A 19,289-nucleotide genomic window follows, 5' to 3' on the forward strand; every position below is an offset into this window, starting at 1 on the left:
GTCCCGCCGCATAGATACTGGCTTGTGCCGTGAGTAGGCCTACTTTCTCAGCATTTTGCGCGACTAATTCTTTCACGTGGGTGAGCACTAAGACCCTGCCTTTGGCGATGCGCGCCAATTCGGCGATCACTATGCTTTTGCCGGCGCCTGTGGGCAATACGAGTACGGCGGAAGCTTGGCTTTGCCTAAAATGGGCGATGGCGGCATTAACCGCTTGCTGTTGATAGTCTCTGAGTTTGACTGACACGCTGATAAAAAATCTATGCTGAATAAAAGTGAGGTCGCAAGCTTAACATAACAGGCAAAAAAAATGCCCCTGGTTGGAGGGGCAAGCTAGAGAAAGGAGCAATCACACACACTCTCTCAACAGGGTTCACTATTAACCTGAGGTTTAAAAAGGGAGGTTCAGGTTACGCTTAGCCTATTGGGCATAGACTAAGCGTTGTGGACGTTATTCGTGACTCGGATATTACTCAGTACGATTTAAGCGTGATTCAATCAACGTCTCGATCACAGCTGGATCGGCCAAGGTTGATGCATCCCCTAAATTGGTCACTTCGTTAGCGGCAATCTTACGCAGGAAGCGGCGCATGATCTTGCCCGAACGTGTCTTAGGTAAGCCTGTCGCCCATTGGATGAGATCTGGGGTTGCCAGCGCACCAATTTCTTTACGGACCCATTGACGCAGCTCTTGACGTAGCTCTTCGGTTTCTTCAGTGCCGCGGGTTAGCGTGACATACGCATAAATACCTTGGCCTTTAATATCGTGTGGGTAGCCAACTACTGCAGCTTCTGCAACCAGTTCATGTGATACCAGCGCACTTTCTACCTCTGCCGTACCTAATCTGTGGCCGGATACGTTGATCACGTCATCGACGCGGCCTGTTATCCAGTAGTAACCATCTTCATCGCGGCGGGCACCGTCACCGGTAAAATACATGCCGCGGAAAGTTTTAAAATAGGTCAGTACGAATCGTTCGTGGTCGCCATATACAGTTCGCATTTGGCCCGGCCAAGAGTCGAGTAACACTAAGTTACCTTCGTTCTCACCCTCTAAAATGTTACCCATGTTATCGACTAAGGCAGGTTGAACACCAAAGAATGGACGGGTTGCTGAACCAGGTTTAGTGTCGGTCGCCCCTGGCAGTGGCGTGATCAAAATACCGCCAGTTTCAGTTTGCCACCAAGTATCGACGATAGGGCAATGTTCATGACCTATGACCTCATGGTACCAACGCCATGCTTCTGGGTTGATGGGTTCGCCTACTGAGCCCATGATCCTCAAGCTGCTGCCATCGAACTTATCGAAGTGTTGTTTACCTTCGGCCATCAGCGCGCGAATTAAGGTTGGCGCTGTGTAAAGAATGCTCACTTTATGGCGGTCTATCATTTCGCCTAAACGGGCAGGGCTTGGATGATTCGGAACGCCTTCATGGATAAGCACAGTCGCACCATTGGCAAGTGGGCCGTAAACCATGTAAGAGTGGCCAGTGATCCAACCCACATCGGCGGTACACCAGTACACTTCTCCCGCTTTGTAGTCGAACACATACTCATGGGTCATAGACGCATAAACCATGTAGCCACCAGTGGTGTGCAATACGCCCTTGGGATTACCGGTTGAACCTGAGGTATACAGCAGGAATAACGGCGCTTCGGCATCCATTTCCTCTGGTTGGCAGTACTCAGATGCGGTTTCCATCAGTGAGTGCCACCACACATCTCGGCCTTCGACCCAATCCACTTTGCCGCCCGTGCGTTTAAGCACTATGACTTTCTCAACCGTAGTAACATCAGGGTTTTTTAAGGCATCATCGATGTTGCGTTTCAATGGAATAGCACGGCCACCGCGCATACCTTCATCGGAGGTAATGATGACTTTTGATTTGCCATCAATGACGCGAGAGGCGATAGAATCCGGTGAGAAACCACCGAAGACCACAGAGTGCACCGCGCCGATACGGGCACAGGCGAGCATAGCCACTGCGGCTTCTGGCACCATAGGCATGTAAATCGTGACTATGTCACCGCGTCGCACGCCTTGGCTGCGTAATGCGTTGGCGAATTTACACACATCTGCATGTAATTCACCGTAGGTGATTTTGCGTTGTTCGCTGGCGTTGTCGCCTTCCCAAATAATCGCCACGCGATCACTGTGCTCGGCTAAGTGACGATCTAAACAGTTGGCAGAAGCATTCAGGGTGCCGTCGTAAAACCAGTTGATCGATAAGTTATGATCATCAAAAGAGGTTTTTTTAATTTTGGTATAGGGTTTTATCCAATCAATACGCTTGCCGTGTTCTCTCCAGAAACCTTCGGGATTGACAATCGACTCTTGGTACATTGTTTTATATTTATCGTTGTTTACAAGTGCATTGGCAGCGATATTGCCGGAGACTTTGTAGAGAGACTGCGAGCTCATAGGGCTTCCCTTTTGAAAAATTGCGTGGACTGAGTATGGTATGCAAGGGGGCGGCAACTCCATTAGACCTTGGTCTAGTTTTAAATTTTCCTTTATATTTAGTCTGTTGCATTAAAAATCCGGCTAGATTTTAGACAGGTTTTATCGCACAATAATCAGAAAAAAGAGCAAAGTATGAATTTAACCTTAGTCGTCGCCGTTATTGCCGTCTGTTATGTCTCGCTTTTATTCCTATTAGCGTGGGGGGCGGAGCGTTGGTTTAGCCGGATCACCAAAAAGCTACAGGTCGGTATTTATGGCCTGAGCTTAGCGGTCTACTGCTCTTCGTGGAGTTTTTTAGGCACAGTCGGCCAATCGGCTAAGGATCTCTGGTCTTTTTTACCGATTTTTATCGGCCCCATTCTGATTTTCACCTTAGGTTTTGGCATGTTACGCAAGATGGTGTTAGTGTCTAAGGCACAAAATATCACCTCAGTGGCAGACTTTATTGCCGCCCGATACGGCAAATCCCAAACCTTAGCTGCCTTAGTCACCTTAATCGCCTTGTTTGGCATCATGCCCTATATCGCCCTGCAGCTTAAGGCGATGGTGTTCAGCCTTAACCTGTTTCAACCCGCAGACGATCCCCTCGATGGCGTGACAATTCCGTTACTGATCACGTCTTTGTTAGCCATATTTGCCATTTTATTTGGTACCCGCAAACTCGATGCCACCGAGCACAATCCCGGCATGATGCTCGCGATTGCCTTTGAGTCTCTGGTGAAGCTCGCCGCATTTTTATTGGTCGGCGTCGTCATTAGTTTTGGGGTGTTCGATGGTTTTGGGGATATTTGGCAGCAGGCGAATGCGCAGTCGCTGATCAATTATCCCAATCCTCGTATTGAAGCCCTAATGCCTGAGTTACTTGTCGGAATGGCGGCGTTTTTGTGTATGCCAAGGCAGTTCCATGTGATGGTGGTGGAATGCGCCGATGAGTCTGTGTTGTCGAAAGGACGTTGGCTGTTTCCCATCTATTTAGCGCTTTTTGGTTTATTCGTTGGGCCGCTCGCCTTAGCGGGGAAGATCATCCTCGGCGATTCAGTGTCGGCCGATACCTATGTGATTAATTTGCCACTCGCCTTAGATCAACCTTTGCTGGCGGTGATTGCACTGCTGGGCACACTTTCGGCGGCAACCGGCATGGTGATAGTGGCGGTGGTGACCATTAGTGTGATGGTCAGTAACGAATGGCTAGTGCCTGTGATGCTGCGTACGGGCCATATCCGTGAGAAAAACTTCAGTCAGTTCTCGCAGCTACTACTCAATGCCCGCCGTTTGGCGATCGTGATCATTCTTGGCTTAGGTTATGGCAGTTATCTGGCCTTAGCCGACAGTGATTCCTTATCCCATCTCGGCATGTTGTCCTTCGGGGCTTTTGCTCAGTTAGCGCCCGCCTTAGTGGGCGGACTCTATTGGAAACACGGCAATCGTGCTGGGGTATTTTTAGGGCTCGGCGTAGGCTTTACGCTGTGGTTTTACATCATGTTGCAGGGCATGACAGATGTGCAAAGTTCATCGGTGTTCTTGTCTGGCGTCGCGAGCGAGAAAGGCTTGCTAGATGCGATAACGCCCAATGTGCGTGATGCGCTGACGGCACTTTTTGCCAATATCGCCTGTTATATTTTGGGGTCTATTTGGTTTAGGGCGGGTGTGGCCGAGCGAATTCAGGCCAGTGCCTTTGTCAGTCCTGGCAAGTTGAAAAACAGCGCCAATAAGAAAAATGGCCCGATTTCACAGCAGGATTTGCTTATTCTTGCCAGTCGATTCGTCAGCCCAACACGCGCCTACGAGAGTTTTAGCCGTTTCTCTATTGATGCGGTAAAAAGTGATAGTTGGCATAAAGCGGCGCCGCCTGAGCTGATTTTCCACACGGAACGTTTATTGGCGGGCGTACTCGGCGCCTCAAGCGCAGCGCTGGTGATGGATTCTGTGCTGCAAGGGCGTGATTTGGCGCTGGATGAAGTGTTCAGTCTAGTGGATGAAGCTTCATCGAAAATTATGCTCAGCCAAGACATGCTGCGCGGCGCGATTGAGCACGCCTATGAAGGCATGAGCGTGATAGATAACGATCTCAACCTAGTAGCTTGGAATTATAAATATGTGGAGCTGTATCAATATCCCGATGGATTCTTGCAGCAGGGCATGCCCATCAGCGAAGTCATCCGTTTTAATGCGGCGCGGGGTTATTGTGGTGAAGGTGAAATCGAACAGCAGGTTGAACAGCGGGTGCAGCACATGCGTAATGGCACGCCGCACACTTCTGAGCGCCATCGCAGGGATGGTAAAGTGATTAAAATTCAAGGTAATCCCATGCCAGACGGTGGCTTTGTGATGACCTTTACCGATATTACTCAGTATCGCGAGCAGGAGCGCGCACTGCTCGAGGCCAATGAAACCTTAGAAAGCCGCGTTAATGAGCGAACCTACGAATTAGCCATGTTGAACAGTGAGTTACTGGAAGCTAAGGCGCAGGAAGAAATCGCTAACGCCTCTAAGAGTCGCTTCTTGGCTGCTGTTGGCCATGATTTAATGCAACCGCTTAATGCCGCGCGGCTGTTTACTGCATCTTTATCTCAGTATCCCAATTTAGATCGCGAGGCCAGAACCACCTTATCCCATGTAAATAGCTCGCTTAAGATCGCCGGCGAGTTGCTTACCGATCTGCTGGATATTTCTAAACTCGATTCCGGCATGGTGGATGTCAATCGGCGTGACTTTGCGATTTCAGAACTGATCAACGGCTTATCCGTAGAGTTTGAGGCGATGGCAGCGGACAACCAAATCCGTTTTAAGATGATCCCATGCAGCGCGACTGTTAATTCCGATCCTTCGCTGTTACGCCGAGTCCTACAAAACTTTTTAACCAATGCCTACCGTTACGCCCGTGGTGGCAGAGTCTTGTTTGGTTGTCGCCATCGCGGTCATTACCTTGAGATCCAAGTATTAGACACAGGCTGTGGTATCGATGAAAAGGAAACCCAAGAAATTTTTAAAGAATTCAAACGGCTGAATAATCCTAAGAGCAACAATGTCAGCGGGTTGGGCTTAGGTTTAGCGATTGCCGATCGCATCAGTAAAGTGCTGGAACATGGTATTCAAGTCTCGTCCCATTTAGGGCGCGGCTCGGTATTCTCTATTTGTGTGCCGCTCGGGGAGACTGTACGCCAGCCACAAGTGAAGGCGTTGCCATCGCTGTTGCAGCCATTATCGGGTATCAAAGTGCTGTGTATCGATAACGAAGAGGCGATTCTGGCTGGCTTAGAAAGTCTATTAAGTCGTTGGCAATGTGAGGTTATCTGCGCCAAAGATTTATCCGATGCACGCATTAAGCTGGGGCTGAAGGGCGTTGCGCCCGATATTGTGCTCGCCGATTACCACTTAGATGATGGCCAAAATGGTGTCGATGCGATGGACGGTATTCGTGCCCTGTATGGCAAAGACTTGCCCGGCATTTTGATCACCGCCAATACCCGTAAAGAGCTGGTGGAAGATGTGCAGCGCCGCGGCTATCACTATATGGCGAAAATGATAAAACCTGCCGCGCTGCGTGCATTGATTTCCAGCTTAGTGAAATAAGTTGAGTAGCATGTGTTTTGCATAATTAACTTAGCAAAACTAGCTTGGCAAGATAGGTTTAGTAATAGGCGCTCGGTAAAATGAGTTTAGTGGAGTCGGTACGTTAATCGAAAGTCCAGATAACCCGCGCAGTTGCTATGCGGACTATCTGGACTAAACACGGGGCTAAAAGTTTGGCTCAACACTGTACTAAACGCTTGGCTAGACACTTTGCTATAGAATAGGCTAAAGGTTTGTCATCGTTCTTTAGTTCATCCCTAATCAAGTCAATGATCAGAGTTTGAAAACGGCGAGTTTGCCGTTTAAATTCAGTGATAACTCCGCCAAACTTTCACTTTCTTGGGCGAGATAGGTTGCCGATTCAGAAACTTCGAGCGCTGAGTTATTAATCCCGCACACGTTTCTGTTCATGTCTTCAGCGACCACACTTTGTTCTTCTGCGGCGGTAGCGATATGGGTCGCCATGTCACTCACATGTTTGATGTGGGCTACGATAAGCGATAAATCACTTCCCGCTTTTGCCGATTGACTCACACTGTTTTCTGCCAGCGCACGGCTTGCATCCATTGCTTTAGCGGCGCTCACGGCCCGTTGTTGCAATAATGAAATCGTGTTCTGAATTTCTTCGGTTGATTGTCTGGTGCGACTGGCGAGTTGTCTCACTTCATCGGCGACCACAGCAAACCCTCGTCCTTGCTCGCCTGCGCGGGCGGCTTCAATGGCGGCATTCAGTGCGAGTAAGTTAGTTTGATCTGAAATTGCGCTGATCACTGAGGTGACTTCGCTGATCTGCATGACTTCCTCTTTTAGCATGTTCACTTGATCCGTCGCTTGCTCCACTTCTTTGGCGAGGGCATGAATTCCGTCCACACTGGCGTGAACATCTTGGTCGCCAAGGCCTGCTTCCCATGTGGCTTCTTTGGTATCTTTGGCCGTGCTCTCCGCATTATTCGCCACATCGGCGATAGTGGCGCTCATTTCATTCATGGCGGTGGCGAGCTGGGCAAGCTGATCCCGCTGATTATTCACCGCTTGATTGGTTTCCTCTGCGGTTGAGGCGATACGAGCCGAGGCCTGGGCAACATTATCCGCGCTATGACTCGCTTCCAGTAAGGTGCTACGAATCGAGCCAATGCTTTGGTTGATGTTGCGGGCTAAGGTGCCAAGCTCGTCTTTACCATAGACCTTTAATTGCGTGGTTAAATCCCCCTTTGTGATGGCGAGCATCGCCAGATTTACATCATCCAGTGGCCGAGTGATAGAGTGACTAATGGCATAACCTAGCCAAGCCATGAGCAAGATAAGCGCTAATGTCGTGCCTCCCATGACAAAATACTCATGCCAAATGGTGGCTTCGATATCTTGGAGCAACATGCCTGAGCCCAAGATCCAGCCCCAAGGTTTAAATCCCATTACCAGTGACATTTTTTGCGCCGATTTACCGTTAGCTGTCGTCCAGCGGTATTCGACTAAGCCTTGTTTGCCATCACGGCCGAGTTCGACCATTTTGTACCAGTAGTTTTCTTCGCCTTGATTGCCCATTTGTTGGCCAACTAATTCTCTTTTGATGGGGTGGACGATGACGCGCCTCGATTCATCAATCACAAACAAGTAGTTATCATTATCAAAGCGCATGTCGTTCAACATGTCCTTGGCGGCTTGCTGTGCTTGCTCTAAGGGCAGTGATTGGGATAACGCCTGAATGCGGCTGCTGGCGAGGGACAATACGGCATTAAGCCGTGACTCACGCTCCGCCATCAGATTGTGCTTTAAAGCGGTAACAGAAATAACGAGTAAAATTAAGGCGCCTGCGAGGGCGATGATGAGCTGTAATGCGAGTTTGCGATTGACGGCTATGTCAGCGAGTTTGAACATATGATCTCCATGTCTTGGTGTAGCTATTTAAGCCATTCCTCAGCTCAATTTGTTGGCGGATATTGGCGAAAGATGTGTGGGGTAAAGTTAGCGATATAAGCATTGCTGGCTTTGGTAAAATTTCCAGTTGATGGATTAAATTAATCGGCTAAATTGCGGAGTTTTAATAGGAATTGTGAGCAATGTTGCAATTGCAACCTTAGTGCTTTTAGCTATTGAGAGGATGCGAGGTTTGAAGAAGGGGTAATACCAATCGTATTAAATATCTGTTCATTCAGCGGGAGTTCAACGCGCTTTAGACAAGGCGAAGGCTTGAAGGCATAGTGGTGCTCTGTCGAAAGCCTTAAACGCAGTATAAAGCGCGTTGCTACGCCGTTAACATCAGCCGCCCTTCGGGAGCCTCACAGGCATCCCACTCCGGTGTTGCATTGACTTAAAAGGGAATAACCATTTCTGCGTCAATGCGCCTTGGATTGAGATGCCTGTGAGGCTCTGAACTGATTAGATATTTAATGTGATTGGTATAAGGTGACTGCCGAGTAACTTAACACAGCTGCTCAGTTTAAACCCCTGCGCACCTAGAACGGTGCGCTGAGTGTTGTCTATTTGAAGGATTCTTACGTTGAAGGCTTATGCTGTTGGCATCAACCGTGACTGATAAGCTGTGGCTCGGCACTGGCGGATGTTGCACTAATGCCAGCCGCCACTTGCTTCATCGCACCGGTGAGTTGGCTTAATTGCGCCGAGCTAATTATATAGGGCGGCATGATATAGATAAGGTTAGCGAAGGGGCGAACCCACACCCCTAAATCAACAAATTGTTGCTGTAGCTCTGCGGTGTTGACGGGATCATGCATCTCTAACACACCGACAGCGCCGAGGACTCGCACGTCCTTAACACTCGGTAAATCAATCGCATCTTTAAGTTCTAAGCGCATTTGCTGCTCGATAGCGGCCACTTGCGCTTGCCATTCATTGCGGTTGATTAAGTCTAAGCTCGCACATGCCGCCGCGCAGGCCAGCGGGTTACCCATAAATGTCGGCCCATGCATAAACACGCCAGCGGGAGATTGGCTGATTCCTTGGGCAACTTTATCGGTACACAGCGTCGCCGCTAGGCTGATGTAACCGCCCGTTAGCGCTTTACCTAAACATAAGATATCTGGAGTGATATTGGCGTGTTCATAGGCAAACAACTTGCCTGTGCGACCAAAGCCTGTGGCAATTTCATCTAAGATTAATAGCACATCAAACTCATCGCACAGGGCGCGAATACCCGCTAAATAATCTGCGCTGTAAAAACGCATCCCGCCAGCGCCTTGCATTATCGGCTCTATAATCACAGCAGCAATATCATGGTGATTTACACTTAAAAAACTGCGCATTGCGGTTAGATCATCAGTTTGTAAGGTTTCGCCAAAGGCGGTTTGTGGCGCGGGCACAAAAGATTGTTTCGTTACCGCATCGCCAAACATAGTGTGCATGCCACCCTCTGGATCGCACACGCTCATGGCGGCAAAGGTATCGCCGTGGTAACCCTTCTTAACGGTAAGAATGCGTTGTTTTAGCGGCCGTTCTTTATGTGCGCTTTGCCCCTGCGAGCGCTTACTTTGCAAACTCTTACCTTGCAAACTCTGACCTTGCCAATATTGCAGCGCCATTTTGATCGCCACTTCCACTGAGATAGAGCCAGAGTCGCATAAAAAGACTTTCGTCAGCGGCTCGCAGGTCATAGCAATAAGTTTTTTGCACAGTTCAATGGCGGGTTCATGGGTGATGCCGCCAAACATCACATGGCTCAGCTGATGCAGCTGTTTTTCCATCGCGGTTAATATATCAGGATGCGCATAACCGTGCACACAGGCCCACCATGAGCTAGTGCCATCGACCAGCTTGCGGCCATCGACAAGTTCGAGCTCGCAGCCCTTTGCGCTATGTACACCAAAAACAGGAAGAGAACGGGTCATTGATGTGTAAGGATGCCAAATATGGGCGCTATCAAAATCAAAATCGAGTAAATTGCGCATAAATGCTCACTAAGTTGGTGGTAAAATAGCCATTAGTAAACTGGGTTCACTGGTTGGCGTTGACAGTTTAAGGGCTGAGGTTATCCTAGCCAAGATAAAAGACAGAATAAAAAGGGTGTTCAATGTCGCAGTTGCAAGTTCGTCATGATTGGAAGCGGGAAGAAATCGAAGCCTTATTTGCGCTGCCGATGAATGATTTGTTATTTAAAGCCCACAGCATTCACCGTGAAGTGTACGATCCCAATGAAGTGCAAATTAGCCGTTTGTTATCGATTAAAACCGGTGCTTGCCCTGAGGATTGTAAATACTGCCCGCAGAGCGCCCGTTATGACACAGGTCTAGAAAAAGAGCGTTTGCTGGCAATGGAAACTGTGCTGACCGAAGCTCGCAGCGCTAAAGCCGCGGGGGCTTCTCGTTTCTGCATGGGGGCGGCTTGGCGTAACCCCAAAGAAAAAGACATGCCGTACCTTAAGCAAATGGTACAAGAAGTCAAAGCCTTAGGCATGGAAACTTGCATGACGCTCGGCATGCTTTCTGAAGATCAAGCGAACGATTTAGCCAGCGCAGGCTTAGATTATTACAACCATAATTTAGATACCTCGCCTGAATATTATGGCGATGTGATCACCACTCGTACCTATCAAAATCGTTTAGATACACTGACAAATGTGCGTGCCTCAGGCATGAAAGTCTGCTCTGGCGGGATTGTCGGCATGGGTGAAAAGGCGACGGATCGTGCAGGATTATTGCAACAGCTGGCCAATTTACCGCAGCATCCAGATTCAGTGCCAATCAATATGTTAGTCAAAGTGGCAGGCACGCCGTTTGAGAAACTTGACGATCTCGATCCACTCGAGTTTGTGCGTACTATTGCTGTAGCGCGTATTTTAATGCCACTTTCGCGCGTACGTTTATCGGCGGGCCGCGAAAATATGAGTGATGAACTGCAGGCCATGTGTTTCTTTGCTGGCGCCAACTCGATTTTCTACGGTTGTAAATTGCTGACTACGCCAAACCCAGAAGAAAGCGATGATATGGGGCTATTCCGACGTTTAGGCTTACGTCCAGAACAGGGCGCTGCGACAAAACTGGAAGAAGAAAGTGCTGTATTAGCCAAAGCGGCGGCCTATCAAGATAAGTCATCGGCACAATTCTATGACGCGGCGGCTTTGTAAGCACACTGACTTCATGTTGTTTGACGTATATCTTGAATAACATATCAATCCTGTCGGCGCAGTCTGTATTGACTGCGGCCAACAGGTTTATTCAATGTGTTCTATTCCTAAGGCAACCGTCTTAAACCGAACACTCATGGGGCAACTATTGTTGAGACCATTGTTGAAACAGTCATTTTTCAGTCAGTCATGCTTGAGGCTACATCGATGAGTTCTCTGCTTGAGACTAAAATTGCCGCCCGTCAGCACGCTTTGCGTGAGCAAGGATTACTGCGGCAACGTAAAGTGCTGAGTGTCGATCATGCCCTTAACACCAACGCATCCACTTCGAGCCCACGTTTTGTGTTCGAAGGTCGCGCCTATGTCAATTTCAGCAGTAATGATTATTTAGGCTTATCGCGCGCCCCTGAACTTGTAGAAGCCTTGCACCTTGGCGCGCAAACCTACGGTGTGGGTAGCGGCGCATCGCCCTTAGTGACAGGATACAGTGACGCACATTTGGCGCTGGAGCGTGAACTTTGCGACTTAACGGGACATGAAGCGGCATTGTTATTTTGCTCGGGCTTTAGTGCCAATACGGCGTTGATGAAAACCTTGTTTGATCAGCAAGATATTGTGGTTGCCGACAAACTCGTACATGCCTCCATTATCGATGGTTTGCAAGATAGCGGCGCGCAGCTTAAACGTTTTTTACACAATTCCTTAGAAAGCGCTGAGCGGTTACTCGCTCGACATCAGACATCGGCGTTAATCACTGAAAGCGTGTTTAGCATGGACGGAGATTGTGCACCGATTGCTGAGTTATCGGCGCTTTGTCGCCAACATCATGCTTGGTTGATTGTCGATGATGCACATGGTTTTGCGGTGCTCGATGGCTATAACAATGCTGAGGCCGCCAAGCTTATCGATGTGCAAGTGGTGACCTTTGGTAAAGCCTTAGGTTGCCAAGGTGCGGCCGTGTTGGGGAGTCAGGCGCTGATCGATTTTTTGGTCAGTAACGCCCGCGAATACATTTACTCGACCGCTTTATCGCCCGCCAATGCAGCGTTGGCCTTAGCCGCGACTCAGTACAGCACAGCACATCCCGAGTTACAGCAAAAACTGCTTGAGAATATTGCGCTATTCAAACAGTTATGCCGTGAGGTTAATGTGCCTCTTTTAGGTTCAGATACCGCGATTCAGCCGCTGATCATTGGTGATGCACGGCAAACATTGCAAGTAGCCGAGGAGTTAAGGGCTGCAGGGATTTGGGTTGGCGCGATTCGCCCGCCGACCGTGCCTGTGGGCTCAGCACGTTTACGCATCACCTTAACGGCCGCTCACGCCGCCGAAGATATTGCGGCGTGTGTTGCGCAATTAGCTCAAGTGCTCAGTCGCGTCGGTGTGCCGCTTGTGACTGAACGACAAGCTGCGGATGATCACAGATAAATGTACGCTATAGAACGCGTTATTCTATTGAATTTTAATTTTTTATGGTTGAGTGTTAACTGCAATGCCAAGCCCGATTAAATCCAGCGAGCCTAAATCTTGCGAGTCAACAGCTCACGAGTCGAGTGTGAGCGAATCTGCTGTAATGCAAATTTTTGAAAAACAAGCGATTGAAAAACTAGCTGTCGGAAAAAGAGCAATTGACAAAGAATCCAATGTTCACGGTGCTCAGATTGCTGAACGATTCTCTGCAGCGGCCCATAGTTATCAAGACCATAATCAGTTACAGCGTCTGAGCACCGCCAGTTTACTCAGTGAGTTTACCGCCAAAGGTCATCTTTTAGATATTGGCGCAGGCCCTGGGACAGATTTTGCGGCGTATCACTGTGCGCATCAATCTGAACATCACTCTGATCATGAATCGGCACATCAATCAGGGTGTCAATCAGAGCATCACTCTGAGCATGGTTCGATACAAAATCCACCGACAGCTGTGTTTGCTGTGGATATCGCCCTTGGCATGTTGCATAAGCTAAAACAATCTTATCCCGATTATCACGGCGTTTGTGCCGATGCCGAGTGTTTACCCTTTGTCGATGGTTGCATCGATGTGATTTATTCGAATCTGGCTTTGCAGTGGTGTGCGAATTTTCCCGCCGCGGTAGCTGAAATGGCGCGAGTGCTCAAGCCGAATGGCGAGTGTCATTTGAGCTTAGTGGCGCAGGGGAGTTTGAATCAATTAGCCGAATTAGGCTTAAGAGTGAATGACTTTTCGACACTGGAGGCGCTAAAAACTGCATTTAAACTCGATACATGGCAGTTCTTAGAGGTGCAGCTCATTCCTATGACAGTGCATTTTGATACTCTCAAAGCATTACTCTATTCCATCAAAGGGGTGGGCGCCTCGGTGCAATCGGCCAGTGCAACCCATTCAGCTAGTTCAATCAGTTTAGCCAATTCAATCAGTTTAGATAATTCAACGATTCAGTCAGCAGGAGAGGTTGCTGGCGCAATAGCCGCTGCAGAATTAGCCCCGCGGCTGCGTGGTCGCCAAGATTGGCAGGCATTGCAGGCCAAAGCCGAATCCTTACGTGTACCCCAAGGTTTGCCGTTAACCTACCAGATAGTGCAGATACGTGCTCGGCGCAGGATGTAACTGTTGCACTTTATGTTCTAGCTACAGCAGTATTGATGTACACATGTTTAGCATTGGTTAACGATAGGGACTTTGATTTGTGGACTTGTGGATTTAAAGGTCTACAGGTTTGCGTTTTAGCTTTATGGAGAGTGCACTTCACAAGGGTGCACTCAATAGCGACAGATAAGGATCTAATATGTTTTTTGTAACAGGTACAGATACCGACAGTGGTAAAACCTTAGTCTCATCGGCGCTGTTAACCGCGGTGAACCGTTTGGGCGCGATCGCCAGTGCTGACTCGGCTGTGAGTATTTTGGCGTCTAATACGCTGTCGACCTTAGGCGTTAAGCCCATCGCCTCTGGCTGCGCACAAACCTCCGAAGGCTTACGTAATGCCGATGCGTTGCAGTTGATGACTTCATCGTCGCTGAAACTTACTTATCCTGTCATTAATCCTTTTACCTTTGAACCTGCAATTGCGCCGCATATTGCTGCCGCCCAAGTGGGCGTGAGTTTAGCGCCTGAGGCTATTATCGAAAGTTTGGATTTAGCGGCATTTGCTCAAGCGGATTTTTGTTTGATTGAGGGTGCGGGTGGCTGGCGTTTGCCCTTAGGCGAGGGCCGATATTTATCGGAAGTGGTACAGAGATTAGAACTGCCAGTGATACTCGTGGTAGGCATGAAGCTCGGTTGCTTAAATCACGCACTGCTCACTCAAGAGGCAATACTGGCCGATGGGCTTAAGATTGCAGGTTGGGTCGCCAATTGTGTCGACCCGAATATGAGTATGTTTGCGGAGAATCTGACGAGCCTTAAAGAGATGATGTCAGCGCCTTTCCTCGGCTGTGTGCCTTTTCTTGATGATCCCAGTGCTGAAAATGCCGCCGATTATCTTAATACTTCGCCGCTTTTTCAAAGCGCAGAGGCTAATGCATAGGCAGTGCCTAACTAATGTTTAGCCGCTGAGCGGCTTAATGAGCGGTACTGCTAATGTCTTTAGACAAAAAAATAAGCCTCACATTGCGTTGAGGCTTATTTATATCAAGGCTGCTGATTAATGTTCGCAAATGAGTGATTACAAATTAAAGCGAAAGTGCTATCAGCGATTGATCTGTTGCTTCAATGCCGTTGAGGCTTTAAAGCTGGGCTGATTGTAACCGTCGATTTCTATGGCTTCGCCCGTTTGTGGATTACGGCCCGTTTTAGCGACATGGTATCTGAGTTCAAAGGTGCCAAATTGCGGCAGGAAAATTTTCTCGCCTTCGCTCAGGGCGACGTGGATCTGTTGCAATATCTGCTCAACCACAGGTTTAGTGCTCGCTTTCGATGCATTGAGCTCGGCGGCAATGCGCTGGATAAGTTGTGCTTTGTTCATGGATACCTCTGAAGTCAGCGTAGGTTCAATCGAAGGGGTGTTATAACAAGCTCGTCTTAAGATTGAAAGCCATAGCAAGCTTAGCGCGGCCGAGTGGTGTTTTATTGACTGGCTTGTGACTTTTTTGGTCACAGAGTGTTGATAAGTTGAGCGGGAACGTTGTCAGTCTTGAGTGAAAAAACTTAAGCGCAACTGGGTTGCGCTTAAGTCATGAGTAACACTATTTAACAGCTGGCTGATGAGATACCAACTTTTTAAAGCTCGCCTATGAAAAGAGCGTTTCTTCCAAGGTACGGCCTTTCAGCAGCATCTTGTATTGCCACTTATGTTGGTTAAACAGGGTAAATAGGCGCATTTCAATATTGCTGCTCTGTGCTTTTTCTTCATCCGTTGCGAGCTTAATAATAAACACCTTGCTCTGTTTTGAGCTGACGTTCACCACGCCCGCCAGTTTCGTCACTTCCGCTTGCAGCAAATCACTGTCACAGCTTTGCATGGTTAACGTCAGGTAATCACTGTCGGTCGATGCATGCATAGACACGGCTTGGCTCAATTGTCCCTTGTCTAAATACAACACCTGATCGCACAGCTTTTCGAGCTCATCGAGATTATGGGAGCTGATCATAAAAGTTGTGGTGGGCGATAAGGCTTTGACCAGTTCGCGGACTTTTTTCGCGTTGGCAGGATCGAGCCCCGCGGTCGGCTCATCCAATAACACTAACTCTGGCGAGCCAATCAGCGCCTGTGCAATCGATACGCGTTTACTCATACCGTGGCTGAGGCTTGGTGGTTTTTGCTCGGCGACATCCGCCAAATCGACTAAGGTCAATACGCGAATGGCCTCTTGTCTGGCTTGTTCTACGCCCATGCCCTGCAGACGCGCGAAAAAGCTTAACTGGCTAACAATGGTCAAATTGGGATCGAGCACCGCATCCTGAGGTAAAGCGGCAATTTTGCCTAAAAGTTTAGGGCTATTAGGCGCTTCACCGAGCAGGGTTATTGTCCCTGCACTTGGCGACAAATAGCCGCACAACAGACTGAAAAGCGTGGTTTTACCCGCGCCATTTGGACCGACAAGGGCGATGGGCGCACCTGCTTCTAGGCTGAAGTTAACATCATTCAGCGCCTTTTTGCTGCCGTAAAGTTGCGACATCCCTTGGCATTGGATCAGACTCATAGCGAGCTCCTTTGCATATAAATTCTGCCGAGCAAGAGGGCCGCAGCGGTTTGGATCAGTGGAATAGGGGCATAAGCTAAGCTGTTGAGTCCATTTGTATTGAGCATGTCCGACAGCTGAGCACCGGGTAATACCCATTGCAGCTGTGCCAATACGCTAGATTGGCTGCCTAACACCATGATGGTGATGGAAATCACTGTCCATAAAATGGTCGCAAACACCATAGCTTGGCGTGCCGTGCGCGCATACAGGGACAATAAGGTCATCACTGCCGTATAGGGCAAGATCACTATGATGAGGTTAAGGCCAACTAAGGCGCCAGAGGTTAACGCCGGCAAAAAGAGCTGGCTGTCACGGCTAAGCGCGAGGGCGACAGTGGCGATAATCGTCAATAGGATCAGCAAGCCTTGGATCAGGATTTGGCCGAGAAAACGCCCGAACAATAAGCTGTCACGGCTAGTGCGTATGGTTAAAAAACGCAGCGTGCCACGGGTTTTATCGGAGGAGAACTGATCGGCGGCGATCAAAATACTGAACATTGGGAACAAATACAGCGCAAAGCACCAAAACACCGCCATTTCTGCCACGGGCCACTCAAAGAGCACATTGAGGGTATTGGCCCCAAATAAGCTGTCGATGACATCTTTCACATTCGGCTGCAATAACATCGCCGATGCGCTTTGAATGGGATAAAGCAGGAGTACGCCCCACACTAAACCAAAGGCGACCAAGGCGATGATCCCTCGGGTATTAAATAAAAATTTGCGCAGTTCAAACATGGCGATGATAAGCATGTTGTTGAAACTGCTGGGTGGATTATTGGTCATGTGCTGTCTCTATTATTCTTGGCGCTATGATTCTGGGGCAGTTAAGTTTCTTACCCTTGGGTAGACAGTGAATTAGTCCATAAGTGCCATTTTGCCCAAATGGCACTGTATTCAATCGGTTTTCGACTTCCTATTGATGCTCTCAAACATATGCTCAAAGCATCCTGCTACAACATACAGACTAGATGGCAGCATTAAAAGCGAGTTAAACGACGCTTTGATTAGCTTAAAAAGGCGATTAGCTCAACGAGGCCATTAACTCATCAAGTTTTTGCGTCAGTTCAGCCACTTGTCGCTCAAGCTCGGTCACTCTTTTGGTCAATTCAAGCGGCTCAGCATCCAAAGACACAGCGACATGGGCGACGGTATGGCTCGTACTTTCGGGCTGCGCAGTTTCGAGTTGCGATGAGGCGGCAGAGAATAATTCCACATAACGAGATTCGCGGCGGCCGGCTTCTCTGGGCAATTGTTTTAAGAAAGGCTTTTCGCGGTTCATCAATTGGCGGATACAATCTTCCACTTCGATCACGTCTTTAAACTCGTGTAGGCGATTGCTGCGGGTGCGCAATTCTCCCGGCGTTTGTGGGCCACGTAATAGCAACAAACAGACGATGGCGAGTGCGGCGGGGGACAGTTGAAGTTCGCTGAATTCGGTATTGCAGAATCTGTGCTTGTATTTAACGACGCGGCTGCCAAATCCCGACTGTTCGCTGATCAAACGTTTTCGATTAAGGGAATCGACGGCGATTTGCACTTGGGTTTCGCTAAGTTCGAGTACCGGCTCGCGGCTGGTTTTTTGATTGCAGGCTAAGGTCAAAGAGTTTAGCGAGAGTGGATATTGCTCAGGGGTAGTGATTTCTTTCTCAAGCAGGCATCCGATGACTCTGGCTTCGTGTAACGTGAGTTCCATATAAGCTCCAAAGAAAAAAGCATGGCTTTGTTTATAACAGAGCCATGCTTAATATCCTAGGAGTTGTCAGTCAAACTCTGCCTTAGTGGCGGTAAACTGTACAACTTTAACGCTAAGTCCTGAATAGAGTTGATTATTCTGCAGTTTCAGTTAAACGCAGACCATCATTATCTATGCTCAGTTGACCATTCTTAAATAAGCCACCTATGGCTTTTTTGAAGGCCTTTTTGCTCATACCAAGCTGATCGTAAATGATTTCAGCATCGGTTTTATCGGTCAGGGCTAAGAAGCCGCCAGCCTGTTTAAGTTTGATCAGGATAATGTGGGCGTGCTTATCTAACTCTTGTTTGCTGCCTTGTTGCAGCACAAGATCGATTTTGCCATCGCTGCGCACTTGTTTGATAAAACCTTTGAGTCGTTGGCCGAAACGCAGTTTTTGGAACACTTCGTTTTCGTAAATCACGCCCCAATGGGCATGATTAATAATGGCTTTGTAGCCTAAATCTGTGGTGCCGCCGATATATAAATCGACCTGCTCACCCACTGTGTACTCTGGCTCTGTCGTATCGAGGAATTTATCGATTTTTGAAGAGGCCATGATGCGTTCATCGGCGCGATTAGCGTGCACATAAACCAGATAAGAGCGACCTTCTTCGATAGGCTTGTGTTGCTCACCAAAGGGCAGTAATAAGTCTTTATCTAAGCCCCAGTCTAAAAAGGCGCCGTAAGGACCGGTTGCAACGGCTTTTAAATAGGCAAATTCGCCTACTTGTGCCAATGGACGGCGCGTGGTGGCAATCACGATATCTTCAGAATCTAGATACAGAAACACGTCAAGCAGATCACCGACTTGGCAGTCTTTTGGGGTGACTTTGTTTGGCAGCAGTACTTGCCCTAATTCGTGGGCGTTTAAATACACGCCAAAGCTGACTTGTTTTACAACCTCAAGTTTGCAGGTTTTACCTATCTGTACCATGGATCTCTCTGTGCATAATGGAATGTGATTCGGCTGCGATTATACACTTCGGTGCTGAAACTGCAGCATTATTGTCTTTGGGTTTTATCTTAGGGCGACTCAGCCGTTAATCTTCACCGCTGTTTCGTCGGATGTTGGTAAGGGCTATGACAAGAAATGTGGTTGGAAAAGTGATGAGGATTGTTACCAAGACTGACCCCATATTGGTATCTAGGATTGTCTTAAGTTTTAAGGTGGAATTACGCCTCGGTTTATGGCTTATTGATGCATAGTTTTATGCTGTGATACTGCAAGTCCTGCTTTACTTAATCGCGACATATGAATGGGGCTAAAGTTACACACAA

General features: G+C 48.4%; 14 protein-coding genes. 5 read left to right on the forward strand and 9 right to left on the reverse strand.

Going from position 1 to position 19,289, the window contains the following annotated elements:
* The coding region (locus tag BM607_RS22060) for a DEAD/DEAH box helicase family protein (RefSeq protein WP_249269545.1) at positions 1-247 on the reverse strand (247 nt) is incomplete at its 3' end.
* 222 nt (positions 248-469) lie between these two features.
* Positions 470-2,422: an acetate--CoA ligase gene (gene acs / locus BM607_RS03660; protein ID WP_011846554.1), complete on the reverse strand. Its 1,953-nt coding sequence runs from the start codon at positions 2,420-2,422 to the stop codon at positions 470-472.
* 174 nt (positions 2,423-2,596) lie between these two features.
* On the opposite strand from acs, the gene BM607_RS03665 reads away from it, so the two are divergent.
* Positions 2,597-6,037: a PAS domain-containing hybrid sensor histidine kinase/response regulator gene (locus BM607_RS03665; RefSeq protein WP_071938865.1), complete on the forward strand. Its 3,441-nt coding sequence runs from the start codon at positions 2,597-2,599 to the stop codon at positions 6,035-6,037.
* Between the two features lie 273 nt (positions 6,038-6,310).
* Here BM607_RS03665 and BM607_RS03670 read toward each other — a convergent pair whose 3' ends face one another.
* Both BM607_RS03670 and bioA read right to left on the reverse strand, forming a co-directional pair.
* On the reverse strand, positions 6,311-7,912 hold the full coding sequence (locus BM607_RS03670) for a methyl-accepting chemotaxis protein (RefSeq protein WP_071938864.1): 1,602 nt from the start codon (positions 7,910-7,912) through the stop codon (positions 6,311-6,313).
* 644 nt (positions 7,913-8,556) lie between these two features.
* Entirely contained in the window at positions 8,557-9,939 is a 1,383-nt protein-coding gene (gene bioA, locus BM607_RS03675; RefSeq protein WP_071938863.1) for an adenosylmethionine--8-amino-7-oxononanoate transaminase, read from the reverse strand.
* 122 nt (positions 9,940-10,061) lie between these two features.
* Here bioA and bioB point away from each other — a divergent pair, with 122 nt between their 5' ends.
* From bioB to bioD, 4 genes are all read left to right on the forward strand, one after another.
* Complete coding sequence (gene bioB / locus BM607_RS03680) at positions 10,062-11,114, forward strand: biotin synthase BioB (RefSeq protein ID WP_071938862.1); 1,053 nt, start codon at positions 10,062-10,064, stop codon at positions 11,112-11,114.
* Positions 11,115-11,321: 207 nt separating this feature from the next.
* Positions 11,322-12,542, forward strand: a complete 1,221-nt coding sequence (locus BM607_RS03685; protein ID WP_071938861.1) for an 8-amino-7-oxononanoate synthase — start codon at positions 11,322-11,324, stop codon at positions 12,540-12,542.
* A gap of 64 nt (positions 12,543-12,606) precedes the next feature.
* Positions 12,607-13,698, forward strand: coding sequence for a methyltransferase domain-containing protein (locus BM607_RS03690; RefSeq protein ID WP_071938860.1), 1,092 nt, complete (start codon positions 12,607-12,609; stop codon positions 13,696-13,698).
* A 178-nt stretch (positions 13,699-13,876) separates the two neighbouring features.
* Entirely contained in the window at positions 13,877-14,617 is a 741-nt protein-coding gene (gene bioD, locus BM607_RS03695) for a dethiobiotin synthase (RefSeq protein ID WP_071938859.1), read from the forward strand.
* Positions 14,618-14,779: 162 nt separating this feature from the next.
* Here bioD and BM607_RS03700 read toward each other — a convergent pair whose 3' ends face one another.
* The 5 genes from BM607_RS03700 to BM607_RS03720 all read right to left on the reverse strand — a co-directional run bounded on the left by BM607_RS03700 (position 14,780) and on the right by BM607_RS03720 (position 18,945).
* The gene (locus tag BM607_RS03700; protein ID WP_071938858.1) at positions 14,780-15,055 is read right to left on the reverse strand and encodes an HU family DNA-binding protein; all 276 of its coding nucleotides are present in this window, start codon (positions 15,053-15,055) and stop codon (positions 14,780-14,782) included.
* A gap of 265 nt (positions 15,056-15,320) precedes the next feature.
* Positions 15,321-16,232 carry an ABC transporter ATP-binding protein gene (locus BM607_RS03705; protein WP_071938857.1) on the reverse strand — a complete coding sequence of 304 codons (912 nt, stop codon included), beginning with the start codon at positions 16,230-16,232 and terminating at the stop codon, positions 15,321-15,323.
* On the reverse strand, positions 16,229-17,059 hold the full coding sequence (locus tag BM607_RS03710; protein WP_012587874.1) for an ABC transporter permease subunit: 831 nt from the start codon (positions 17,057-17,059) through the stop codon (positions 16,229-16,231). The genes BM607_RS03705 and BM607_RS03710 overlap by 4 nt, the downstream gene beginning before the upstream one ends.
* Positions 17,060-17,297: 238 nt before the next feature.
* Complete coding sequence (locus tag BM607_RS03715) at positions 17,298-17,969, reverse strand: DUF480 domain-containing protein (RefSeq protein ID WP_071938856.1); 672 nt, start codon at positions 17,967-17,969, stop codon at positions 17,298-17,300.
* A 133-nt stretch (positions 17,970-18,102) separates the two neighbouring features.
* Positions 18,103-18,945, reverse strand: a complete 843-nt coding sequence (locus BM607_RS03720; RefSeq protein WP_071938855.1) for a S1-like domain-containing RNA-binding protein — start codon at positions 18,943-18,945, stop codon at positions 18,103-18,105.
* Positions 18,946-19,289: the final 344 nt, after the last annotated feature.

This window comes from Shewanella sp. SACH (genome assembly GCF_001887095.2).
GTDB classification, from domain to species: Bacteria; Pseudomonadota; Gammaproteobacteria; order Enterobacterales; family Shewanellaceae; genus Shewanella; species Shewanella baltica.

Bases quoted from the DNA above. Each gene is read 5' to 3' on its own strand.
- BM607_RS03700 (WP_071938858.1), bottom strand. From the start codon at position 15,055: ATGAACAAAGCACAACTTATCCAGCGCATTGCCGCCGAGCTCAATGCA.
- BM607_RS03690 (WP_071938860.1), top strand. From the start codon at position 12,607: ATGCCAAGCCCGATTAAATCCAGCGAGCCTAAATCTTGCGAGTCAACA.
- bioD (WP_071938859.1), top strand. From the start codon at position 13,877: ATGTTTTTTGTAACAGGTACAGATACCGACAGTGGTAAAACCTTAGTC.
- bioA (WP_071938863.1), bottom strand. From the start codon at position 9,939: ATGCGCAATTTACTCGATTTTGATTTTGATAGCGCCCATATTTGGCAT.
- BM607_RS03705 (WP_071938857.1), bottom strand. From the start codon at position 16,232: ATGAGTCTGATCCAATGCCAAGGGATGTCGCAACTTTACGGCAGCAAA.
- BM607_RS03710 (WP_012587874.1), bottom strand. From the start codon at position 17,059: ATGACCAATAATCCACCCAGCAGTTTCAACAACATGCTTATCATCGCC.
- bioB (WP_071938862.1), top strand. From the start codon at position 10,062: ATGTCGCAGTTGCAAGTTCGTCATGATTGGAAGCGGGAAGAAATCGAA.
- BM607_RS03720 (WP_071938855.1), bottom strand. From the start codon at position 18,945: ATGGTACAGATAGGTAAAACCTGCAAACTTGAGGTTGTAAAACAAGTC.
- acs (WP_011846554.1), bottom strand. From the start codon at position 2,422: ATGAGCTCGCAGTCTCTCTACAAAGTCTCCGGCAATATCGCTGCCAAT.
- BM607_RS03665 (WP_071938865.1), top strand. From the start codon at position 2,597: ATGAATTTAACCTTAGTCGTCGCCGTTATTGCCGTCTGTTATGTCTCG.
- BM607_RS03670 (WP_071938864.1), bottom strand. From the start codon at position 7,912: ATGTTCAAACTCGCTGACATAGCCGTCAATCGCAAACTCGCATTACAG.
- BM607_RS03715 (WP_071938856.1), bottom strand. From the start codon at position 17,969: ATGGAACTCACGTTACACGAAGCCAGAGTCATCGGATGCCTGCTTGAG.
- BM607_RS03685 (WP_071938861.1), top strand. From the start codon at position 11,322: ATGAGTTCTCTGCTTGAGACTAAAATTGCCGCCCGTCAGCACGCTTTG.